Annotated in this window: 17 protein-coding genes; 13 read left to right on the top strand and 4 right to left on the bottom strand. The window is 59.1% G+C overall.

Annotated features, from left to right (window positions below):
• Positions 1-231: 231 nt before the first annotated feature.
• Positions 232-1,713, top strand: a complete 1,482-nt coding sequence (locus HCH03_RS00335; RefSeq protein WP_221687920.1) for a cytochrome ubiquinol oxidase subunit I — start codon at positions 232-234, stop codon at positions 1,711-1,713.
• A gap of 8 nt (positions 1,714-1,721) precedes the next feature.
• Positions 1,722-2,753, top strand: coding sequence for a cytochrome d ubiquinol oxidase subunit II (cydB, locus tag HCH03_RS00330; RefSeq protein ID WP_221688407.1), 1,032 nt, complete (start codon positions 1,722-1,724; stop codon positions 2,751-2,753).
• Positions 2,754-2,996: 243 nt separating this feature from the next.
• Here the strand turns inward: cydB and HCH03_RS00325 are convergent, their stop codons facing one another.
• Positions 2,997-4,493, bottom strand: a complete 1,497-nt coding sequence (locus HCH03_RS00325; protein WP_221687919.1) for a response regulator transcription factor — start codon at positions 4,491-4,493, stop codon at positions 2,997-2,999.
• 297 nt (positions 4,494-4,790) lie between these two features.
• On the opposite strand from HCH03_RS00325, the gene HCH03_RS00320 reads away from it, so the two are divergent.
• From HCH03_RS00320 to HCH03_RS00285, 8 genes are all read left to right on the top strand, one after another.
• Positions 4,791-7,364, top strand: a complete 2,574-nt coding sequence (locus tag HCH03_RS00320; protein WP_221687918.1) for a molybdopterin-dependent oxidoreductase — start codon at positions 4,791-4,793, stop codon at positions 7,362-7,364.
• 2 nt (positions 7,365-7,366) lie between these two features.
• On the top strand, positions 7,367-8,188 hold the full coding sequence (locus tag HCH03_RS00315) for a 4Fe-4S dicluster domain-containing protein (protein WP_221687917.1): 822 nt from the start codon (positions 7,367-7,369) through the stop codon (positions 8,186-8,188).
• Positions 8,189-8,408: 220 nt separating this feature from the next.
• Positions 8,409-9,482, top strand: coding sequence for a DUF4190 domain-containing protein (locus HCH03_RS00310; RefSeq protein WP_221687916.1), 1,074 nt, complete (start codon positions 8,409-8,411; stop codon positions 9,480-9,482).
• A gap of 243 nt (positions 9,483-9,725) precedes the next feature.
• Positions 9,726-12,338, top strand: a complete 2,613-nt coding sequence (locus tag HCH03_RS00305; protein ID WP_221687915.1) for a molybdopterin-dependent oxidoreductase — start codon at positions 9,726-9,728, stop codon at positions 12,336-12,338.
• 12 nt (positions 12,339-12,350) lie between these two features.
• Positions 12,351-12,950: a 4Fe-4S dicluster domain-containing protein gene (locus HCH03_RS00300; protein ID WP_221687914.1), complete on the top strand. Its 600-nt coding sequence runs from the start codon at positions 12,351-12,353 to the stop codon at positions 12,948-12,950.
• A gap of 78 nt (positions 12,951-13,028) precedes the next feature.
• Positions 13,029-13,691: a TorD/DmsD family molecular chaperone gene (locus HCH03_RS00295; RefSeq protein ID WP_221687913.1), complete on the top strand. Its 663-nt coding sequence runs from the start codon at positions 13,029-13,031 to the stop codon at positions 13,689-13,691.
• Between the two features lie 36 nt (positions 13,692-13,727).
• Complete coding sequence (locus HCH03_RS00290; protein WP_221687912.1) at positions 13,728-15,392, top strand: ATP-binding protein; 1,665 nt, start codon at positions 13,728-13,730, stop codon at positions 15,390-15,392.
• Between the two features lie 53 nt (positions 15,393-15,445).
• Positions 15,446-16,159, top strand: a complete 714-nt coding sequence (locus HCH03_RS00285) for a response regulator transcription factor (protein WP_080144012.1) — start codon at positions 15,446-15,448, stop codon at positions 16,157-16,159.
• 96 nt (positions 16,160-16,255) lie between these two features.
• On the opposite strand, the gene HCH03_RS00280 is transcribed toward HCH03_RS00285, so the two are convergent.
• Entirely contained in the window at positions 16,256-16,522 is a 267-nt protein-coding gene (locus HCH03_RS00280) for a helix-turn-helix domain-containing protein (RefSeq protein WP_185903897.1), read from the bottom strand.
• Positions 16,523-16,616: 94 nt separating this feature from the next.
• Here HCH03_RS00280 and HCH03_RS00275 point away from each other — a divergent pair, with 94 nt between their 5' ends.
• Entirely contained in the window at positions 16,617-16,886 is a 270-nt protein-coding gene (locus HCH03_RS00275) for a helix-turn-helix domain-containing protein (protein WP_438821615.1), read from the top strand.
• Positions 16,887-16,989: 103 nt separating this feature from the next.
• Here the strand turns inward: HCH03_RS00275 and HCH03_RS00270 are convergent, their stop codons facing one another.
• Complete coding sequence (locus tag HCH03_RS00270) at positions 16,990-17,433, bottom strand: GatB/YqeY domain-containing protein (protein WP_080144010.1); 444 nt, start codon at positions 17,431-17,433, stop codon at positions 16,990-16,992.
• Between the two features lie 53 nt (positions 17,434-17,486).
• Positions 17,487-19,046: an ATP-binding protein gene (locus HCH03_RS00265; protein WP_246599409.1), complete on the bottom strand. Its 1,560-nt coding sequence runs from the start codon at positions 19,044-19,046 to the stop codon at positions 17,487-17,489.
• Between the two features lie 202 nt (positions 19,047-19,248).
• Between HCH03_RS00265 and HCH03_RS00260 the strand changes: the two genes are divergently transcribed.
• Positions 19,249-19,737: a PH domain-containing protein gene (locus tag HCH03_RS00260; protein ID WP_185903896.1), complete on the top strand. Its 489-nt coding sequence runs from the start codon at positions 19,249-19,251 to the stop codon at positions 19,735-19,737.
• Positions 19,737-21,740, top strand: a complete 2,004-nt coding sequence (locus HCH03_RS00255; protein WP_246599527.1) for a PH domain-containing protein — start codon at positions 19,737-19,739, stop codon at positions 21,738-21,740. The genes HCH03_RS00260 and HCH03_RS00255 overlap by 1 nt, the downstream gene beginning before the upstream one ends.
• Positions 21,741-21,792 lie beyond the last annotated feature (52 nt).

The following is a 21,792-nucleotide window of genomic DNA, read 5'->3' as shown; positions in this document are numbered from 1 at the left end:
GGCTCGCCGGTCAACGTTTTTGTATCGAAATCGACGCGTTTTGCCCAGGCCGCTTACCATGGGGTAACGGGCTTCGAGACAGCCGAAAAACGGCCGAAGAAGGCGAAGGGGAAAATATAGCGCTCGCTCGTAGCATTTCTGTTTAATTGGTGCTAAAATGGTAGCAATTATAGCGCGTCGCATGAAACGTGCGGCGCGGAGGGCAAGGCGAGAGATGTAAGGGGGTGTGCCATGGATGTCTTTTCCGATCCAGTGATGCTGGCGCGAATTCAGTTTGCCTTGACGGCGGCTTATCACTTCTTCTTCGTGCCGCTGACCATCGGTTTGGGACTGATCCTAGCCATCAACGAAACCAGGTACTACCGCTCGCGCAACGAGAAGGACGCGGCGGCCACCAAATTCTGGGTGAAGATCTTCACCGCGACGTTCGTGATCGGCGTGGCCACGGGCATCACGATGGAGTTCTCCTTCGGGACGAACTGGGCCGACTATTCCCGCTTCGTGGGCGACATCTTCGGAGCGCCGCTGGCGGCCGAGGCCCTGCTGGCCTTCTTCCTGGAATCGGTGTTCTTGGGAATCCTGCTGTTCGGCCGCAAGACCGTGTCGCCGAAGTTCTACCTGGTGAGCGCATGGCTCGTGTGGTTCGGCTCGTGCTTGAGCGCGCTGTGGATCCTCATTGCCAACTCGTGGATGCAGACGCCGGCCGGAGCCGAGCTGTCCGCCGACGGCTCGAAGGCCGTCATCACCGACTTCCTAGGCGCGGCGTTCAACCCGTCGCTCATGGCCCGCTACGGCCACGTGGTCGTAGCGCTGCTCATCATGGGCGCGTTCGTGGCCATGGCCGTGGGCGCCTGGTACCTGCTCAAGGGCAAGCATTCCGACTTCGCCATGAAAACGATGCGCGTCGGTGCCGTGGTGGGCATCGTCACCAGCTGCGTGATGATCTTCACGGCGCACGCGTCGGCCGTGGTGGTGTCCGAAGAGCAGCCCACGAAGCTGGCCATGATGGAAGGCATGTACGACGACGAGGTTCCGCCGCTCTACCTGTTCGGCTGGGTCGACGAGGAGAACCAAAAGGTCGTCACCCCGTTCGCCATTCCCGGCGGCACCAGCTTCCTGGCCACCGGCACGTGGGACACCGAGTTCCAGGGTTTGAACTCGCTTTCCGAAACGGAGCAGTACGGCGCGCTCGATCCTGAGACGGCGCCGGTGGGCTTCGTGTTCCAGACGTACCACCTCATGGTCATGATGTACGGCCTGATCATGATCACGGCCATTCTGGCCATCGTGTTCTCGTTCCGCAAGGGCGGTTCCATCAAGAACATGAAGTGGCTGCAGCGGCTCGTGGTCATATCGCCCGTGTTCCCGCTCATCGCCATCCAGACCGGTTGGTTCACGGCGGAGATGGGGCGCCAGCCGTGGGTGGTCTACCCGTCGGCCACCGGCCCCGAAGGCGTGGCCCTGGCCACGAACGACGCGGCGTCCGCGTCGGTGTCGTCGCCCGAGCTGCTCATCACCATGGTGCTGTTCTTCCTAGTGTACGTGTTCCTGATCTTCGCATGGGCGCGCGTTATGGGACGTTTCATCAAGGAGGGCCCCGTCGTGAAGGCGACGGATGCCGAGGCTGCCAGCGACGACGAGGCCAAGCGGCGGGAAGCGGTGCCCGGGTTCGCTCCCGTGGACGACGTCGCTGTTGTGAAGGGCGGTGAGTAGCCGTGGATATGACTTTCTTCAACGTGCTGTGGTTCTTCCTGATCTTCGTGCTCATCGCCGGTTACTTCGTGCTTGACGGGTTCGACTTGGGCGCGGGCGTGCTGTACCCGTTCGTGGCGAAAAACGACCATGACAAGGCCGTGGTGCGTCGGAGCATCGGGCCGGTGTGGGACGGCAACGAGGTGTGGCTGCTCACGGCCGGCGGTGCGCTGTTCGCGGCGTTCGCGCCCGCCTACGCCACCACGTTCTCCGGGTTCTACCTGGCGGTCATGCTGGTGCTGTTCGGCTTGATCGTGCGCGCGGTCTCGCTCGAGTACCGCGGGCACGACAAAAAGTACGGCAAGGTGTGGGACGGCTGCTTCTTCGTGGGATCGCTCTTGCCGGCGCTGCTGCTGGGCGTGGCCGTGGGCAATATCTACGCGGGCATTCCCATGGACGCGGCGGGCAACTACAACGGCATGCCGCTGCTGGGCCTCATCACTCCGTTCACGCTGCTGTGCGGACTTTTGGGCCTGGCCATGTTCATGGCGGCGGGTGCCACGTGGATCGCGCTCAAGGCGCCGAAGCCGTCCGATTTGCAGGCGCGTGCGGCCAAGTTGCGCATGCCGCTGCAGATCGTGGCGCTGGTGCTGTTCCTGTGCGTGTCGGTGTACGGCCACTTCGTCATCCAGCCCGATATGGAACCGCTGCTGGGCGTGGCGCGCTGGTTGTTCGCCATCCTGTTCGTTGCCGGCATCGTGGCGTCCATCGTGTTGGCGAAGAAGAAGGACTGCGACAAGGGGGCGTTCCTCGGACAGTCGGTGTCGGCGTTCGTTCTGGTGGGCTTGCTGGCCGCGTCCATGTTCCCGAACCTGGTGGTCGCCTCTGCCGACAGCATCGGGCCTTCCATCACGCTCATGAGCGCCGCTTCGTCCGAGCTCTCGCTCATGTGGATGACCATCATCACGTGCGTGGGCCTGCCGTTGGTGCTGGTGTACCACGTGATCATCTACCGCACGTTCCGCGGGCGCGTGACCGACGACGATCTGGCCCATTACTAGGCGATCGACGCGGCTCGCCGGCGACGTGTCGGCGAGCCGCGTTTCCCGCGAACCTCGATGCTTCGAGTCGATTTAGAACCGCACCTCCTTTCGAGGTGCGGTTTGTTTTGTCGCGACTATTTGGCGGTGTTGATGATAAGGCGGGCGTGCCTTTCGCTGAAGGCTGGTCAATTCAATCGAAACGGTTGAAGTCGCTGTCGTGAGTGCAATGGTCCATCCGAAAATCGACTCCAAGTTCGATTGTTATCGTTCGCCTACGATCGCTTTTTTCGCTTGAGCGAGATTCTCTTCAACCATGTCGAGCAGCTCTTGCTGCCCGTTGATTTCTAACTTTTTATATATGCGATACACATGGGTTTTGGTCGTGTGCTCCGAAATAACGAGTTTCGCACTGATGTATTTAACGCTTCTGCCTTTCGCTAAATACTCGAACACTTCCTTTTCTCTCGGCGTGAGCTGATTGTGCTGCGAAATGTCTTCCACAGTGGCTTTCCAGATTCCTTTGTGCTCATGGGTTTTGGTGATACCGCCTTCGAAGCTGTCGAAGACTGGCTCGGAATCGTAAGGGGAAAACGCGCTAATTATCACAACGCAGAGCAACGCGACGATGCAGACTGCCGAAGCGGAAAGCGTGATCGGCAGGAAATCCATGAGCACCAACGAGCTCGTGATGGCGCCCAGTATGGAGCCTCCCGCCAAAGTGAATGTTCCGTAGGAGTAGTGGTATATGGACTGAAGTTTGAAATGGGAAGACCAGTTCACAAGCATTTCCCAATGAGAGATCATGAAGGCGCTCACGCCTAGGATGCTGACGAACGCCATGCCGACCATGGCGATGGGCCAATCGATAAACGGTGCGGCAAGGGTTCCCGAAACTGCCAGGGGAAAAGAGATGCGTTCGACGGAAAGGAACCGAGGGGCAGTGCCTTTGAGCGCGCGTACTGCCGTAAGCGCTATGCAGGCAATGAGCAGCGCCGCTGCAACAATGGCAAGGGCGCCGGTTCCGCCGATCGTGCCGGCGCAGAGGAAGAGGGCGAACGATCCGTACGAGCTGATCACGACCACGAACGAGGCTTGGCGAGGCGGAAGCTTCACGATCCCGTCCAAGGTTTTGGGCTCAGAGCCCGCATCTTTTGACGCGAGAAAGGTGAAGCATCGGCAAGCCGCCAACGAGAAGACGGAAACGACGGCTAGGGCAACGAGAAAAAAACTCGAAAGAGCATAGGCGCAAACCGCACATACGAGTGCAACGATCACAACCGAAGACAGCAGGTTGACGGCGATGTCCTTCTTCCCATATGCGTGGACGTATAGATCCCAAGCCCCTCCCCAATGTAGAAGCAAAAGAGCGAAAGATGTTCCTTCCAAGAACCATAAAACGAGTTCTAAGACGTAGGGGATAGCTGTTCCTGCGAGTCGGGAAAACACACACAAGGGAAAAGCTATCATAACCGCCGCCATGACAAATGACAGGACATTCGATCGACGCCATGAATCGAGTCGTTTCGAAACCGGGGCAAGCAGCGAGCAAAGAAGCATAAGAAGGGCTCCTGCGAGAGCGGCGAGTTGTGATGCGTTGAGGTCGCTCGAAGGGCCTGCGGCAAAGTCGGGCAACGAGGCGGAAAGCACGGTTATCAGCGGCCAAGCCAAAAAGCAAGAAAACCCGCTGATAAATATGACGATGATGAAGGTATCGGGGCGTTTCACCACGTCAGTGCTATCGATACTGCAATTCGCCATACGCGTTTGCCTTTCGTCGCCGATTTGCATGACATCGGAAATCAGACTCGATGCCGATTGTCCGACGCTCGTTCAGCGCCGATGATACCGGCAGTTTTCGTCTTCAAGGAGCATGAGGACGGATGGCGGTCGAATCACCCAAACGATAGCAGAGAGGAACGAATCTGGAAAGCCTCCGCGTTCGCTGCGCTATCAGGCAGGAGCTCTTTTCGATAGGGGGGTCTTGACTGGGGCATGCGCGTGCGGAGGAGCGCGAAATGAAGACGAGTTGGAATTGGGCTACGAGAAGGAGGAATCATGGTGGAAAAATCTCATTCGATGAAAACGGAAGACGTGACAGGCGTCAGACGCACAACCTGCTCCACGGCGGGGCCTCTTATGGTTTCGGTGAACGATGAGAGGATCATCCGAGTCGAGCCGATGCAATTCGACCCAGACGATGTCGATTCTTGGCACTGCGACGTGAACGGGAAAACCTACAAACCTCCGCTGACCCACCCGCTGCTTCCTTGGGGAATGATCGGCAAGCAGATGGCCTATTCGGAGAATCGCGTGCGTTATCCGATGAAGCGCGTCGATTGGGATCCACGTGGCGAGCGAAACACGCAAAACCGTGGACTGAGAGGATACGAGCGTATCTCGTGGGACGAAGCGTTCGACATCATAGAAAACGAGATGAGGCGAATTATCGAGACCTATGGAAATTCGGCTCTCTCGGAGTTCTATTCAGCCCATCCCGAGTGGGGTTCCCTGCACTATTTCTTCAGTGATTGGGTGCGTTTCTGGGATATGATCGGATCAACCCATATCGACTTTACCCCCAACTCTTGGGAGGGATGGGCGGCGGGCGCTTCTCTCATGTGGGGGCATTGGGCTTCTCAGGGCATCCCGCCCGCTCAGGACACGCTCTTCGACATCTCCGAAAACGACGACCTCATTATTCTCTGGGGCAACGATCCGATGTTCCACAACCTTTACGGCGGAGTCGATCAGGCACGTTTGTGGCGCTGGTGGAAAGAGCTCGGTAAAGAAGTAATTCTTATCGAGCCCCTCTACAACGAGACGGGGCTCGCATACGCCGACAAGTGGATTCCCATTATGCCGGGGACGGATGGCGCAATGGCCTGCGCAATCGCCTATGTTTGGATTGTCGAAGGCACTTACGAGCAGGAATACCTTGATACTCATTGCATCGGATTCGACGAGGAGCATCTTCCCGAGGGTGTCCCCGAGGGCCTTTCGTTCAAGTCCTACATTCTTGGCGAAGCGGCCGACGGCATCCCGAAAACGCCCGAATGGGCTGAAGAGCACTGCGGCGTGCCCGCGCGCGTTATCTGGAAGCTCGCTCGCGAATGGGCCGCGCGTCCCACGTCGTTTTGGGTGTTCTGCGGAGGCTCGTGCCGTCGCGAATTTGCGGAGGAGTTCCCTCGTTTGGCTGCCACGCTCGGCATGATGAGGGCCATGGGCAAACCGGGATCCAATATGATCGGCCCGTTTCTGTCGCTTTCTGGCCCCTACGACAAGGTAAACCAGATCGGACCTTTTGGGTATGCCGATGGCGGCATGAACGCAGTATGCGAGCACTACCAGCTCAATACAGTTCCGCAGCACCTCACCTTCCAAAAGCTCTCCGAAGCCATCGAGGAAGGCGAACTTCATTACTACGGCGGCGATCTTTTCAACACGTGCGCCGAAGAATACTTCAACGAGCGCGACTACCCGGAACCGGGCTGCTCCGAGATTCATTTCCTGTGGCAACGTGGTTCCAGCTGCACCAATCCGCCCGATCGCAACAAGCATCTCGCTTTCCTTCGCAATCCGAAGATAGAAGCGTTTTTCGTAAGTGCGCCATGGTTCGATCGCGATTGCCGCATGGCCGATCTCGTTCTGCCAACCACGACGATGTACGAACGCGAGGATCTCACCGAGCCTGCTTGCTGCGGGCAATACGTCCCCGCCGCCTACGTGGGACTCCGCTCTGCCATCTACCATCAGCGATGCATCGACCCGGTGGGCGAGAGCGTGACCGATATGGACATCCTTGCAGAGGTTGCCGATCGATTCGGACTCAAAGACACGTACCTAGAGGGCAATACCGAAGTGGACTTCCTTCGAAAAATACATGGCAAAACGAATATCCCCGTGCCGTTCGAAGACCTTCGGGAGAAAGGGTACTACGTGTGGCCTGCTCCGCAAGATTACGAGCCAGACAAGCAGTTCAACGGGTTCTATCACGACCCGGAGGCCAATCCAATGCCCACACCTACGGGAAAGGTTGAGATATTCTCCACGCTTGTTTGGGAAAAGTACGGCTACAACGAGGAGATACCGCCGGTGCCGCACTACATTCCCGAGAAGGAGGGGTACGAGTCTGCCGAGTTGAAGGAGCGCTATCCTCTGCAACAGCTGATGGCTCATCCGAAATTCCGTTTCCACGGCAAATACAACGATTGCACGTGGTTGACGGAAGCGTACAAGGTCAAGGGTCCTGACGGCTATTGGTACGAGCCCGTATTGATGAACCCGGAGGATGCAAAAGCCCGTGGTCTCGTTGAGAGCGATATTGTTCTTGCCTACAATGCGCGAGGCAGCGCCATGGGCGGTCTTCGGATTACCTGCCGCGTGCCGAGAGGCGTAGCGCAGTTCGCGTATGGCGCATGGAACGATCCGCTCGACGGCGGCTTCGGGGCGCCCGATCGCGGGGGCGACAGCCAGGTGCTTTCCAATGCGGGGGAGATGTCCGTCCATCACCTGGGAGGCGCTTACAACTCGACTCTCATCGAGATCGAAAAAGCCGATTTGGAAAAGATCGCAGAACAGTATCCCGAGGGGTGGAGCGGCAAGTTCCGCACGTGGAATAGGGAGGCGTAAGCATGAAAACGATACTTGTGGATCCTTCTCGCTGCCTACAGTGCTCGAACTGCTGGGTTGCATGCAAAGACGAGCATTGCGATAACGATTGGTCGCCGATCTCAGCGCCCCAAGGCGATGGCCAGTGGTGGGTAAAAGTATATGAAAAGGAGGCTGCCTCGGGCACTCATATGAAGCTGCACCGCGTGCCGGTCATGTGCCAACACTGCGAGAACGCACCGTGCATTGCTGCGGGAGAGGGCAGCGTGTATCGTCGCGACGATGGGATCGTGATCATTGATCCGTCAAAAGCCAAGGGCAAGAAGGCCATCGTGGATGCCTGTCCCTATCATGCCGTGTTCTGGAACGAGGAGCTTGAGATTCCCCAGAAGTGCACCATGTGCGCCCATCTGCTCGATGCCGGCTGGGAGATGCCGCGATGCGTTCGTGCGTGCCCCAATGACGCGCTGCAATTTGTCGATACCGAGGATCTCACCGAAGACAACCTGTACGCACCGATCGAGCGTTTGATGCCCGAGTTGGCCACGAAGCCGTCGGTCGCCTATGTCAAGCTGCCGCGAAAATTCGTCGCGGGAGAGCTTGCGACGAAGGACGACGAGGATTGCATCGAAGGGGCTCTCGTCACCGTTACGCATCAGGTGACGGGCGCGGAGGTCACGGGATATTCTGGAACGTTCGGTGACTTCCACGTCGACGTCGCGGCGCCAGGATATTACACGATTGCTTTTGCGAAAGACGGCTACAAGCGCAAGGTCATCACGGATGTCGACCTGCGCGAGTCTAAAGATCTCGACGTGGTAAGGATGTGGCCGATTTTGAGTTGATTTATTGGCTCGTTTGCGCGTTCTCGCTGATGAACTTCGTTTTTTGAGTTACGGATGGCGACATAAGGGTGTGGGCTGAGCGGACAGTTTTTACTCGATGCAAAGTAACAAAATACGCGAAACTCCAAGACCGGCTCGATTTTCGAGCCGGTCCTTTTCTTCTCTATAGTATAGTGGCAAGGTATTGATTAACCATGCACCTAACCAGAGAGGAATGATCGTGGCAGACAACCAAGACCAGCCCACTCCCATGCCCGATGCTCCCCAGCCTCAGCAGCCCGAGCCGACCGGCGCGCCCTACTCGTCGCCCACGCCGCCTCCTCCCGCGCCGGGACAGCAACCGCCCGCATCGCCTTACGCGCAATCCCAGCAGCCGACGGCGCCCGGTCAGCCCGTGAGCCTCAACGGCCAGCCGGTGAACCCGTACGGCCAGCCCATGCCCGGCTACTACCAGCAGCCTCCGGCCAAAAGCGGCAAGGCTACGGCCGCGTTGGTGTGCGGCATCTTCGCCATTTTGCTGTCCGGGACCATCCTGCCCAGCATCATCCTGGGCATCGTCGCCATCGTGCTCGCGGTGAAGGCCGTGAAGGAAGCCGGCAAGGACGGCAAGGCCACGGGCGGCAAAGTGTGCGGCATCATCGGCATCGTACTGTCCGTGCTCGCGTTCATTTTGTACCTGGTCATCGGGTTCGGCGCGCTCGCCTATGTGGCCGCCCACCCCGATGCGGTCTCGGTGACGAACAACGGCTCCTCGTACTCGGATGCGAGCTCGTACTTCGAGAAGACCGAAGACGAGAAGCAGGCTGAAGCGGCGGTGCAAACCGAGCTCGACAAGCTGAAGAACAAAGATGCGGCGTTCGTGCAGAAGCTCGCGACCGACCTCGACACCGAGTTCTCGGCCAGCTCCGGCTACAGCCTCTCCGAGCTGGGCGTCGACCCTGCGGCGTTCGCCCAGTGGCTGCTCGCCGATTTCGATTACGAGCTCGACGGCGCTTACACGTACAGCGACGGCACGGGAACCGTGTACGCCGACGTGACCATGCGCGACGCGTACGCCTTCGCGTCCACGTTCATGACCGACGCGCAGGCTTTCGCCAACTCCGTCGAGGCCGGCTCCATGGACGAAGCCACCGTGAAGGCCAAGCTCGGCGAGCTGTTCAACGCCGCCATGGCCAAAACCGCGGACATGACCGACAACTACGTCAGCCTCGATTTGACCAAGAAGGACGGCACGTGGACCGTCGACGAGGACTCGTGGGCCGACGAGATGGAGTATCTGTTCGGCACGATCTAACCTCGTCCGTTCGAACAGGCTGCCTGCCGGCAGCCTCGCATGCGGTGAAAGCGGGCCTTTATGGCCCGCTTTTTCGTGCTCGGGCAAAGTACGAGCAGGCTTATCATTAATAATCGGGAAACATCTTCTTAAGAAACATTCAAGGTAGCGAGCATTGCTATTAATGTTTCAAGTTTGTAATCTCGCAGGTAGACACGGAACGTGTCGATTCTCTAGGGGGAGATTCAAGCAAGAGGAGGAATGATGGCGAACTACGTGGAGAAGGTTCGGCAGTCTTCGACGATGAGCCGAAGGGGATTCGTCAAGGCGGGCGCCGCGGCCACGGCCGCGCTAGCCGTAGGCGGAGGCTTGGTGGGATGCGCAAACAAGGTTGAGCCGGCAAGCGATGCTGCTGAAGGAACGGCCGCTGCTGTCGATGGAACATGGGTGACTGCCGCCTGCTGGCATAATTGCGGTGGCCGTTGTTTGAACAAAGCGCTTGTGAAAGACGGCGTGGTGATACGGCAGAAAACGGATGACACTCACGAAGACAGCCCCGAATATCCTCAGCAGCGCGCCTGTGTTCGAGGACGCTCCCAGCGCAAGCAAGTTTTCGCGGACGATCGCATCAAATATCCCTTGAAGCGCAAGGGCTGGAGCCCCGATAACCCTAATGGACAGTTGCGCGGTGTGGACGAATGGGAACGTATTAGCTGGGACGAAGCTTTAACGTACGTAGCCGATGAACTCAAGAAAGCGAAAGAGAAGTACGGAAACAACTCCATCTTTTGTCAAGGAACAGAGATAGGGCGCACGCTAAGTGCGTTTGGAGGTTACACGTCCGGTTGGGGTACGACTTCGTACGGCACATGGAAGTTTACTCCTGGTCATATTGGGTTTGACGGTATGGGCGATGCCGGTATCAACGATCGTTTTGATATTTGGACATGCGATACTATCGTGTTTATCGGAGGAAACCCTGCGTGGAGTTCTGCAGGCAATCCTGCTTATATGTTCTTGCAGGCGAAGAAGGCAGGCGCTAAGTTCATTGGCATTGATCCGCATTACAACGAGACTTACAACCTGCTAGATGCAGAGTGGGTTCCTTGCAGGCCGGGCCAGGATGTTGCCTTACTTTTGGGAGTTGCGTATGTGCTTATCACGGAAGACGGTCCGGCCAGCCCGTTGATCGATTGGGACTATTTGAACAAATGCACCATTGGTTTCGATTCCGAGCATATGCCGGAAGGAGAAGACCCCGCAGGCAATTTCAAAGATTACGTATTAGGTACCTACGATGGTACGCCGAAGACAACCGAATGGGCGTCGGAACGGTGTGGCGCTTCGCCCGAACAGATCAAATGGCTTGCGCACGAGTTGGAACCTTCGAAAAAAGTCGCAATCCTTCCTTCATGGTCGACGGGCCGCAACCATAACGCTGACAGTCTTCCGCAAATGATCATGACCATCGGCGCCATGACGGGTCACATGGGCAAGCCGGGTCATATGACGGGTTTAAGCACGCATGGCAAAGCGGGAAACAACGGTCCAGACTTGGTGAAGGCTGGCAAAGACGGTTTGGAGAATATAAAGAACCCTGTTGATGATGCGCTAAACTACTCCGAAATGTGGACCGCAATCGTCGAAGGCACTTACCATTGGAACGGTGTCGGTGGAAATCTAAAGGCCCCCTGCGAGGTTCGTCCTATCGACATACATGTTATTTATCATGCGGGCCGATGCTTGCTGCAAACAAACGATGGCATGAACGTTGGTATCGAAGCTCACCGCAAAGTCGATTTCGTTGTCACGCACGCGCAGTTCCTTACCACGAATGCCAAGTATTCCGATATCATCTTGCCCCTCGATACGTACTGGGAGCGCCCTGGAGGATTTCTCACGGGCAATCGTGAGATGATCATTATGTACACGCAGGTTGTCGAACCGTTGTACGAAGGTCATAGCGACCAGTGGATCGCTACGGAGCTAGCTAAAAAACTAGATATAGATGAGAAGTCGGTGTATCCGTTCGACGAGAAGCAGCAGTTCTTCAATCAGATAGCGGGCGCTCAAGTTCTCGAGGATGACGGCAAAACGTGGAGCACCCTCGTTACCATCACGGACGACGACATCAAGAACTGGGGAGTTGAAGGGCAGCCGCAAGAAGGCAAAATAGCGCTTGAGGAGCTAAAAGAAAAAGGCGTGTATCAAGTTGAACGCAAACCTGGCGATAATTACGGATACGTGGCCTATGAATCTTTCGTGGCTGATCCTGCAGCTAATCCGCTGGAGAGCTCCGAAAGCGGTAAGCAGGAGATCTACTCACGCGGCCTAGCTAAAAGGATCAACGATTTCGGTTACAGCGAAATCAAACCCATTCCAACATACATTGCTCCCGAAGATGGATACGAGAGCACGTTTGCGGACTTTGCTGGAAAGGTTAAAGGCGACTACCCCTTCCAAGTGTGCGATATTCACTATCTGCGTCGCTCCCATACGGTATTCGACAATATTCCGTGGTTGCGAGAGGCTTGGTCAAACCCTGTCTTTTTGAATCCGGAGGACGCCGCAGCTCAAGGTGTTGCCGACGGAGATACGGTTTTGCTCACGAGCCCTCATGGGCAAACGCTCAGAGAAGTGTCGCTGACGAACCGCGTAATGCCCGGTGTGATTATGCTGCCCCATGGTGCGTGGGTTGACAAAGACGAGACCGATTTGACCGATACAGCGGGCGCAGACAATATTCTCTGCGGTGCCATTCCCACAGGACAGGGAACTTCGGGCTGGAACACCTGCATCGCACGCGTGGAGAAGTACGGCGGAGCGGCTCTTGTAGCCGACGCCGATAAGCCGTTGCGTATCGTATCTGGGGAATAAGGGGGGTTAGAAATGGCCAAGGAAAAGAAAGAAACGGTTCGCAAAGGTTTCTATTTCAACCAACGGAACTGCATTGGATGCAAAACGTGCCAGGTTGCCTGCAAAGATAAGAACGATCTCGACATCGGCATATTGTTTCGTCATGTAACCGATTACGAGGTTGGTTCGTATCCGACGGCTAAGGTATATCACTATGCAGCCACCTGCAATCATTGCAAAGATCCTGCATGCATTGCAGTTTGCCCGAATGCGGCCATGTACATCGACGAAGAAGATGGCACGGTTCAACATGATGACGAGAAGTGCATCGATTGCCAATACTGCGTTAAAGCTTGTCCTTACGGTGTGCCACAGTACATCGAATCTATCAACAAGGTGCATAAATGCGACGCCTGTATTCAGTTGCGAGCGATGGGCGAGCAGCCGGCGTGCGTGGCGGCATGTCCCATGCGGGCATTGGAATTCGGTCCGATAGACGAATTGCGTTCCGCGCATCCCGATGCAGTAGACGCAATCGCGATTCTGCCCGACCCCACCCAGACGAATCCATCGGTTGCTATCGATGCTAAGGAGGTCGCGCTGACGCCGAATCCGGTCCCGGTGGTGTTGTAAACATTATTCGATGACAGAGCCGCAGTGACGGATACCCTCCCTCCTTGTCACTGCGGCTCGCGTCAGGGAGGGGTCTCTATGGATGACTCGATCTTGCTGCTGTTGGGCAATCGAAGATTTCTTTATACTTATGTGAACCGTGCATTTGCGGTTGAGCCCGATGAAGCTTTTCTCGACGTCGTGGCGGAAGCTCACACGCTGGAGGAATGCGCGCTTTTGGATGATGAGTCTGGCGAAGGCACCCGCCTGCAGCTCCTTGCCGTTAAGGCAAGTGTTTCTTGCGGCCTTGAATGTTTGCGCAGCGAATATACGAAGCTTTTCATTGGGCCTGATAAACTGCCCGCACCGCCATGGGAGTCGGTGTATGTTACCGGCGAGCCGCTGTTGTTTCAAGAGAGCACGCTAGCCGTTCGCCAAGCCTACCAAAACGCCGGTTACGTTGCGGCAGGATATCCGCATGAGGCTGACGATCATGTAGCCACGGAGCTCGACTTTATGGCTGCGCTCGCTTCTGATACGTGTGAAAAGCTGACGGCAGGGGACACGCCTCGCGCGAGAGAGTTGATGCGCATCCAGCTCGATTTCCTGCGAAACCATCTGCTCGTGTGGGTGGGATCGTTCGCTGATCGGCTGCTTGCCTATGGTAAGGTAAGCTCTTTCTACCCGTCGTTCGCGGCGTTGGCCGCGCTGGTCTGCGCGCGCGACGTCGACGTGTTGGAGGAGCTGCTGTCCCTGGAGTGAGGACGCGCCACGACGCCGGAGGGGGAGGGGAGCGTCATGGGGAACATCAAGCTGAAGACGAAGTTCGCGGGGCTGATCATCGCGCTGATAGCCATCTCCTTGGTGGCGAACCTCGCGTGGACGTCCGAGAACAAGCGCGCCCAGATGGAGAACGAGCTGCGCGAGAAGGGCATGGTGCTCACGCAGCAGATGGACGCCGTGTGGGAGTTCATGGCGTCGAACCAGTACCGCCTCGAGCAGATATCCTATACGGAAGACGGCGTGTACCAAGGGCTGCACTGCGCCATCGTGGGCCGCAGCATCGGCCAGCTGTTCACCTCGCAGTCCTCCTACACCACGCGCTTCGTGAACTTCAACCCGCGCAACGCCTCCGACCAGCCCGACGAGTTCGAGGCCGTCGCGCTCGACGCGTTCTACGCCGATCCCGAATGCCGCGAGTTCTACCAGATCACCGAATTCCAAGGCGAAGAGGTGTTCCGCTATTCGGCCCCAATGCGCATCGAGGAGAACTGCCTCGACTGCCACGGCGAGCCGGCCGGCGAGATCGACGTGACCGGTTACGCCAAGGAGGGATGGAAGACCGGCGACGTGGGCGGCGCCATCAGCATCGTCATTCCGCTCGACGTGTACATGGACAGCGAGAAGAGCGCCGTGGTCCAAGACGTCATCTTCTTCGGCGGCATGCTGGTCATGTGCCTGGTCATCATCTACCTGGCTCTCACCTACCTTGTCACGCGCCCCTTGCAGAAGATCCAGGCGGGCGTCGAGCGCATCCAAACGGGCGATTTGGACGTGGAGCTCGCGCACACCGAATCGTCGCGCGAGATGAACACGCTCATGACCGAGTTCAACGAGATGGCGCACGAGCTGGCCGGCATCTACAGTAACCTCGAGACCCAGGTGCAGGATCGCACCGCGCAGCTGGCCCAGGCCAACGCCGTGCTCGAGCGGCAGCGTGCCCAGCTGGAAGAGGCCAACGAGCGGCTGCGCGACGAGAACCGCTACAAGTCGGAGTTCCTGGCCATGATGAGCCACGAGCTTCGCACGCCCCTCACGTCCATCATCGCGTTCACGGAGCTGCTGAACCGCAACAGCGACCCCGCCGACGAGAAGGAAGCGGAAACGCGGCGCGAGATAGAGGCGAACAGCCGCGCGCTGCTGCTCATGATCAACGACATACTGGAAATGAGCCGGCTCGACGCCGGCAGAATAGAGATGAACATGGAAACGGTAGACCTGGGCGACGTCGTCGGCATGGTCCGGGCCGTGGTGCAGCCGCTGGCGAACCGGAAGGACATCGCGTTCGCCTGCGACATCGATGCGGACGTGCCGCTGATCACGGCCGACTTCGAAAAGCTGCGCCACGTGCTGGAGAACCTGTGCGGCAACGCGGTGAAGTTCACGCCGGAGGGCGGCACCGTGCACCTTGCCATCAGCCACCATCCCGAATGCGGGCAGGTGTGGCTGCGCGTGGCGGACACGGGCATCGGCATTGCGAAGAAAGACCAGCGGCGCATCTTCGACCGCTTCGTGCAGGCGGACTCGTCGGCGTCGCGCAGCTACAACGGCACGGGTTTGGGCCTGTCGCTGGCGAAGGAGTACGCCGAGATGCACGGGGGAACCATCTCGGTGGAAAGCGAGCCGGGGCTTGGCAGCGTGTTCACGGTGCGCATACCGGTGGACGGCGTGGGCAACCGCTGAGCGCGGCGGGCTTCGGAAAAACCGGCTGTGTTGGACAAGGCGAAGGGGGAGGTATGACGAGTGCGGCGAAAGTGATGCTCATCGACGACGACGAGAGCCTGCACGTGCTCATGAGGCGCATCGTGGAGGATGCGGGCTACGCGTTCTGCGCGGCGTTCGACGGCGAGGAGGGCCTTGCGGTGCTCGCTGCCGAAAAGCCCGACCTGCTGCTGCTCGACGTGATGATGCCGGGCATGAACGGCTTCGACGTGTGCCGGCGCATGCGCGAAGACGGACGGCGCATCCCCATCGTGTTCCTGTCGGCGAAGGGCGACATCGTGGACAAGAGCATCGGCTTCAAAGCCGGCGGCGACGACTACGTGGTGAAGCCGTTCAGCCCCGACGAGCTGCTGCTGCGCATCGAGGCGCATTTGCGCCGTCACAAAGACGACCTTTCGTTCGCGAAGGCCGTGAACCGCGAGGGCAGCTCCTCGACAGGCGATTTGGAGGTGTTCTTCAACCAGTACGAGGTGCGCCTGCGCGGCCAGAAGGTCGACCTCACGGCCAAGGAGTTCGAGATCTTGGCGCTTCTGGCGGCCAACCCCGGCCAGGTGTTCACGCGCGCGCAGATATTCGCGCACATCTGGGGCGAGGACAGCGAGGTGGACGAGAGCAGCATCACCGTGTTCATGCGCAAGATACGCGAGAAGATCGAGGACAACCCCTCCCAGCCGCAGTACCTGCTCACCGTGTGGCGCGTGGGGTACAAATTCGCCGAACGCCGGTAGGCGCGCGAACCCGGATGCGTTCGCGCGCGACCTGTGGAGGGAAGCTGTTTTCCCGCCCGCGTTCGCAAAGTTCAGCTGCGCCGGGCGGATGGTCGCTTACTCTTTGTTCTTGGGAATGATGCGATCCTCGTCGACGAAGAGCATGCCCAGCTCGATGCCGAGCCCGTCCGCTAGCTTCGATAGCGTGTCGACGGTGGTGTTGAGCCGGCCGAGCTCGATGTTGTTGATGCTGGTGCGGTCGACGCCGGTCATGAGCGCGAGCCTGCGAATCGACAGGCCCTCGCGCGTCCGGTACGCGCGAAGCCGACGGCCCACATCAGGCTTGACGTTGGGGGTTCCATCGGTTTTCGAGTTGCGCTCCATGGGATCAGCGTATGTTATGATGAAGGAACGATGGCGGCATATATCCAGTCATAACCAGGGTGTTGCTCGCATGGGGGTCTAACGGTGGACGACGATGGCGGTTATCGAAATGCCTATAGTGGTTACTCTGGATAGGGTGATGCGCGAAAAGACGGTGTCTTTGAACGAGCTCGCTGCTCAAGTGGGCATCACGAACGTCAACCTGTCCCACATGAAAGTCGGCAAGATCAGAGCGGTGAGGTTTTCGACGCTGGATCCTTTATGCGAGTGCCTGGGGTGTCAACCGGGTGATTTGCTGGCGTTCAAGCCGGCGGAGGATCTGACGGACGGGGACATCGTGTGCTATCCCGTCGAACTGCGCTGAATCGAGCAAGCGGAGCGGTTCGCGCGTTTCGAGTCCGGAGGCGGGACGGGATCCACCTCCGGCAACAGTTCTGGTGCGTCGCGTGGAAAGGGCGCTTGCCGGGTCACGCGAGGCGCTGCCCCAGCGTTTTCGCGGCGGCCGCCTTGTCGAAATTGCCGGCGGTCTTCTGGGTGAGGGCGCCCATGACGCGGCCCATGTCCTTTTTCGTCGAAGCACCCGTTTCGGCGAGCACCTCGTCGATGAGGGCGTCCAGCTCGTCGCCCGACACCTGCTTGGGCAGGTAGCTTTCCAGAATGGACACCTGTGCGGCAAGCGTGTCGGTGCGCTCCTGGTCGTTGGCGGCCTTGATGGAGCCGTCCAGCGTCTCTTTCGTCTGCTTGATCAGGCGCTTGAGCATAGCGTCGACGTCGGCGTCGACGATGTCGCGCCGCTCGTTCACCTCGATGTTCTTTATCTCCCCGTGCACCTGCCTCAAAATGGACAGCCGGGGCTTGTCCTTGGCCTTCATAGCGGCCTTGATCTCGTCTTTAAGCTCGTCGTACTTCATGCCGTCCTCGCTTTCCTCGTGTGCTCTTCATTACGATGCCGAGTATAACGCACTTATCGACGACCTTGCGCAAGCGGCCCTGCATCGCCTTGTGAGCTTCCGACATACCGATAGCGCTGCTTGGGGCTTGTGCGAGCCTCGGTGGGCACGAGCACGCCGCGCGCCACCAAGTCGCGCACCCGTTTGAGGACGGTGGGGCGCGAGCGTTTGGTCAATTCCAGCAATTCGCTCATGCTGACCGTTTCTCGGGCGGCGGCAATTTCGACGATCGCGTATTCGACGCTTTCCCTCGTCTTGGCAACAGGGGCATTGCTTGCTGCGGCTCCGAGTTCGAGGCTGCCCCTGCTTTCTAACGGGAACGTGAGGGAGAAGAGGGAGATTGAATCGAACGGAACGACCTCGGGTTTCTGCGCCTTTGCCAACTCCGACACGATAGCCTGGTATCCAGAACCACGGTTTTCTGCAACAAATCCACTGCGTTCGTACGGTGTGCTTTCCAAGATGTTCGCAAGGTACTGGTTGCGGCGGGAGCTGATCGTGTAGCGTCCGCCGAGCGTGTCGATGGTCACCGTGCCGAACAGGCCTCCGGGATTCGTGACCTCCAGACGATCGGCGTACAGGTCGACGTGAACGGGCGTGCCGCACGCATCGGCCGAATAGTCCCGGTGCATGAGGGCGTTGGTAATCGCCTCGCGTACGGCGGCGAGGGGGAAGTCCGGCACATCATGGCGAAAAGCGCCCTCGATGCGGCTTCCTATGCGCATGTTCTTGCGAACCGCCGCTACCGCATCGTACACCATGGTAGGGATCGGGCCGACGCAGGTGAACGAGTCGACGAATCGCTGCCCGTCGGGAAGCGATTCCCCCTTCGTGTTGCCAACGTAGCATGCGAAGGTGACGTTGAGGCTGGGAAAAAACTCCTGCGGATAGCTCCCCAGGGCAACAAGGCCGGCCTTGGTTGGGTGCAACGCCCCGTTCTCGTCTTGTTTGAGCACGTGAAGCTTGCAAAGTGCCGTTTCGTCGTCCAGTTTTCTAAAATGGGAAGCGTGGATGGCGCGCTCGCGTTCGAGAAGGTCCGCGACCAGCTGATCGTCCAAGTCTTCGAAGGAAGCTTCGACCACGATCTCGTCATCGTAGCGCGGTTGCTCCCGCTCGTTCAGCAGCCGATCGATTTCGTATCCCGAAAGCCTGCGATCCCCATCTCCCACCCTTATGAACGAGCCGCCATAGCAACCGCAAGCCGTAACATAGCAAGGTTTTTGCTTGGGCCGTAACTCGGGAATGTAGGCGGCGACTATGGGGGCGTTCTCGTAAAGGCGCAGCTGGATGATGGGCCGGATGGGCGGCGTCATCTTTTCGTTGCAGAAGTTGGCGATTGCGTCCTGCATGGCGGCCGCGTCGAACCCTGCGACGGGTTTGAACGAGTCGCTTTCGCTCAAACCGCAAAGTATCATGCCTCCTGAACCGTTTGCGAATCCCGATATCGTTCGCCCGATATCGCGGCTCAGCGCTTTGCCGCAGGTCTTCACTTCGAATCCTTGGGTGTCGGTGCCTGCCACGCGCATGCGATGGAGAGCGTATTCGAATTCTTGGTCGCTCATGTCGGGAAGCATGGCGTTCTCCTTGCGTGGTGAAGAGTGTTTTCTCTACTTATAAACTTATAAACAAAGCTTTACAAGTATTTTTTACAAGTTTATAGAAAACAAGCGAGCACGCCTGCATGAAAAAACATTGTTACAAGTGGGCCGGTCGCAAGGGGAATATCCCGACGCTTTGATATGATGGTCGCGCGTATCGTTCGAGCAAAGGACATCCATGAGAGACTTGCCGGTCAACCAGCTCAATCCGAAGATCAAGCGCGTGTGGCGCATCAACGACGCCATATGGCTCACCTTGCTGTTCCTCGTCTGCTTCGTGCCGTTCGCCATCGCGACGGCGGTCGAGCCCGCCGGCTGGCTGTTCGCGACGCTGGCCATCATCGTCGGGCTGTATGCGCTGTGCCTGATCGTGTGGCTGGTCGTGCTTCCCCCCATCCGCTTCGCGCGCTGGCGCTACGAGCTTTCGGATGACTACCTTGATATCGCGCGCGGCATCGTGTGGCGCAAGCGGTTCATCATCCCGTTCATTCGCGTGCAGAACACCGATACGCGCCAAGGCCCCATTTTGCGCGCTTTCGGCCTGTCGAGCGTGACGGTGGCCACGGCTGCCGGCGAGCACGAGATCCCCGGCTTGGACGTGCAAACCGCCGAACAGCTGCGCGACAAGGCAGCCGAGCTGGCCCGTCTCGCACAGGAGGACGTGTGATGACCCAGAGCCCGCAGCAGCCTCCGCAGCCGGTTCAGCCGCAGCCGCAACCGCAACCGTACGGCCAGCCTCCTTACGGCCAGCCGCAGTACGGCCAAGACCCGTATGCCGCGCAGAAGCCGTACCCTGCTCCTTACGCGCCCGGTCCGGGGCAGCAGCCCGCGCCTTACGGCCAGCCGTATCCCCAGCCGACGCCTCAGGCCTCGCAGGAACCTCGCCGCTATCATGTGCACCACAGCTACATCTGGCTCGGCAGCCTGCAGGTGGGCGTCGCCATGTTCTTCGTGATGCTCGTCTCGGGTTTCTCCGGCTTCGTTGGGGCTCTGGCCGAGGGCGAGCGCATCGGGGGAGACCTGCCCATCCTGCTGCTGGTGATAGCCATCGCCATGGGGAGCCTCGTGCTCATCATAGGGGTGGTGGCCCTCATCCAATGGCTGTCGTACAAGCACTTGTACTACGAGCTGGGCGCCGAGGAGTTCAACCTCTTCTCGGGCATCTTCAACAAGAAGCGCGTGCACGTGCCCTACCAGCGCATCCAATCAGTCGACCAGCGCGCCTCGCTGCTTCAGCGCGTGTTCGGCGTGTGCACGGTGAGCATCGACACGGCAGGCGGCTCGTCGAACAAGGCCGTGACAGTGCCGTATGTGCAGAAAGCGCAGGCCGAGCAGCTGCGCGCGGAGCTGTTCGCGCGCAAGCAATACGCCGCGGCCGTGCAGGGCGGCATGGAGCCTCAAGAGGCGGCCCTGGCCGTGGCAGCGGCGAGCGGCGTGGTGCTGCCGCAGGCGGATGCCGCCGCGCAGGCGGTCGCCGCGGGTGCGCAGGCCCCCCGCAACGTGCTGGACGCGCCGGCCGAGATATGGACGGACGTGCGCGGCGTGTTCGGCGGCTCGGCCGTTGACACGGGCCAGGTGACGTACGAGTACGGGCTGAGCAATAAGGAGCTCGTGTTCACGGGCCTGTCCAACAACACGGCGTTCGCGCTCATCGTCATCGGCCTCTTGGGAGGTGCGGCCCAGATCGCGGGCCAGGTGGCTCCGCTCGTTGCCGGGCGCTTCGACCCGTTTGTCGGCCAGCTGGTTTCGGTGGGGTCGCAGTTGTTCGGCGGCAACCTCATAGCCGCTGGAGCCGTGCTCCTGCTTGCGGTGATGGCGGTGGTGTGGCTGTTCTCCATCATCGGCACCTGCCTTTCGTTCGGGGGCTTTCGCGCCTGCCGACGCGACAACCGCATCGAGGTGGAGCACGGCTTGCTGCAGCATCGTTTCCAGGGCGTCAGCGTGGATCGCGTGCAGTCCGTCATCGTGAAGCAGAGCTTCATCCGCCGTTTGTTGGGCTACTGCGAGCTCTCGCTCGGCAAGATCGACGCGATGGCCGAGAGCTCGGATGAGCAGCAGAAGAGCCTGAGCCCGGGGCTGGTCGTGCATCCGTTCGTGAAGATGGACCGCGTGCCCGAGATATTGGCGGGCCTGGTTCCCGAGTTCGCCGACGTGCCGGTCCAGAGCACGCCCGTCGCGCCGGTGGCGTTGCGTCGCGCGCTCATACGGCGCGGCATCCTTCAAGGCAGCGGCTTCTGGCTGGCCGTGCTCATCGCCGTCGGCCAGGTGTGCGCCAACGCGTTCGTTCCGCTCGATGCCGGCGGGACGACGATGCTGTTCTACCTCAACACGGGCGCCTTCATCGGCTACGCCCTGTGCATCGTGCTGTTCGTGCTGGACATCGTGGGCGCGGTGCTGTGGTTCCGCGGATCCGGTTTCGCGTACAACGAGCGCTTCATGCAGGTGAGCAACGGCGGCTTCGCGCGTGAGACGGTGAGTTTCCCGCGCAAGAAGATCCAGTTCGGCTTCGCGAAAACGAACCCGTTCCAACGCCGCGCCCGCACGGCCACGGTCAACGCCCGCACGGCCGCCGGCGTGGGCGGCACGACCATACGCCTGATTGACGTCTGTGAAGAAGATGCCCGCAGCTGGCTCGATTGGCTCAAGCCGAGGGGAAATGTGGTAGAGTAATGCACTATGAACGTGCCTGCGACATCTGACGCTCGGGACGGTCGAAGTATCA

The organism is Gordonibacter massiliensis (ex Traore et al. 2017) (assembly GCF_019731765.1).
In the GTDB taxonomy this organism is placed as follows: Bacteria; Actinomycetota; Coriobacteriia; order Coriobacteriales; family Eggerthellaceae; genus Gordonibacter; species Gordonibacter massiliensis.
Note: the sequence above shows the minus strand (reverse complement) of the source record. Positions and strands in the feature narration are given on the sequence as shown.

Excerpts from the sequence above, each read along its gene's own strand:
- HCH03_RS00335 (WP_221687920.1), top strand. The coding sequence starts at position 232 with ATGGATGTCTTTTCCGATCCAGTGATGCTGGCGCGAATTCAGTTTGCC.
- cydB (WP_221688407.1), top strand. The coding sequence starts at position 1,722 with ATGACTTTCTTCAACGTGCTGTGGTTCTTCCTGATCTTCGTGCTCATC.
- HCH03_RS00325 (WP_221687919.1), bottom strand. The coding sequence starts at position 4,493 with ATGGCGAATTGCAGTATCGATAGCACTGACGTGGTGAAACGCCCCGAT.
- HCH03_RS00320 (WP_221687918.1), top strand. The coding sequence starts at position 4,791 with ATGGTGGAAAAATCTCATTCGATGAAAACGGAAGACGTGACAGGCGTC.
- HCH03_RS00315 (WP_221687917.1), top strand. The coding sequence starts at position 7,367 with ATGAAAACGATACTTGTGGATCCTTCTCGCTGCCTACAGTGCTCGAAC.
- HCH03_RS00305 (WP_221687915.1), top strand. The coding sequence starts at position 9,726 with ATGGCGAACTACGTGGAGAAGGTTCGGCAGTCTTCGACGATGAGCCGA.
- HCH03_RS00300 (WP_221687914.1), top strand. The coding sequence starts at position 12,351 with ATGGCCAAGGAAAAGAAAGAAACGGTTCGCAAAGGTTTCTATTTCAAC.
- HCH03_RS00295 (WP_221687913.1), top strand. The coding sequence starts at position 13,029 with ATGGATGACTCGATCTTGCTGCTGTTGGGCAATCGAAGATTTCTTTAT.
- HCH03_RS00290 (WP_221687912.1), top strand. The coding sequence starts at position 13,728 with ATGGGGAACATCAAGCTGAAGACGAAGTTCGCGGGGCTGATCATCGCG.
- HCH03_RS00285 (WP_080144012.1), top strand. The coding sequence starts at position 15,446 with ATGACGAGTGCGGCGAAAGTGATGCTCATCGACGACGACGAGAGCCTG.
- HCH03_RS00280 (WP_185903897.1), bottom strand. The coding sequence starts at position 16,522 with ATGGAGCGCAACTCGAAAACCGATGGAACCCCCAACGTCAAGCCTGAT.
- HCH03_RS00275 (WP_438821615.1), top strand. The coding sequence starts at position 16,617 with ATGGCGGTTATCGAAATGCCTATAGTGGTTACTCTGGATAGGGTGATG.
- HCH03_RS00270 (WP_080144010.1), bottom strand. The coding sequence starts at position 17,433 with ATGAAGTACGACGAGCTTAAAGACGAGATCAAGGCCGCTATGAAGGCC.
- HCH03_RS00265 (WP_246599409.1), bottom strand. The coding sequence starts at position 19,046 with ATGCTTCCCGACATGAGCGACCAAGAATTCGAATACGCTCTCCATCGC.
- HCH03_RS00260 (WP_185903896.1), top strand. The coding sequence starts at position 19,249 with ATGAGAGACTTGCCGGTCAACCAGCTCAATCCGAAGATCAAGCGCGTG.
- HCH03_RS00255 (WP_246599527.1), top strand. The coding sequence starts at position 19,737 with ATGACCCAGAGCCCGCAGCAGCCTCCGCAGCCGGTTCAGCCGCAGCCG.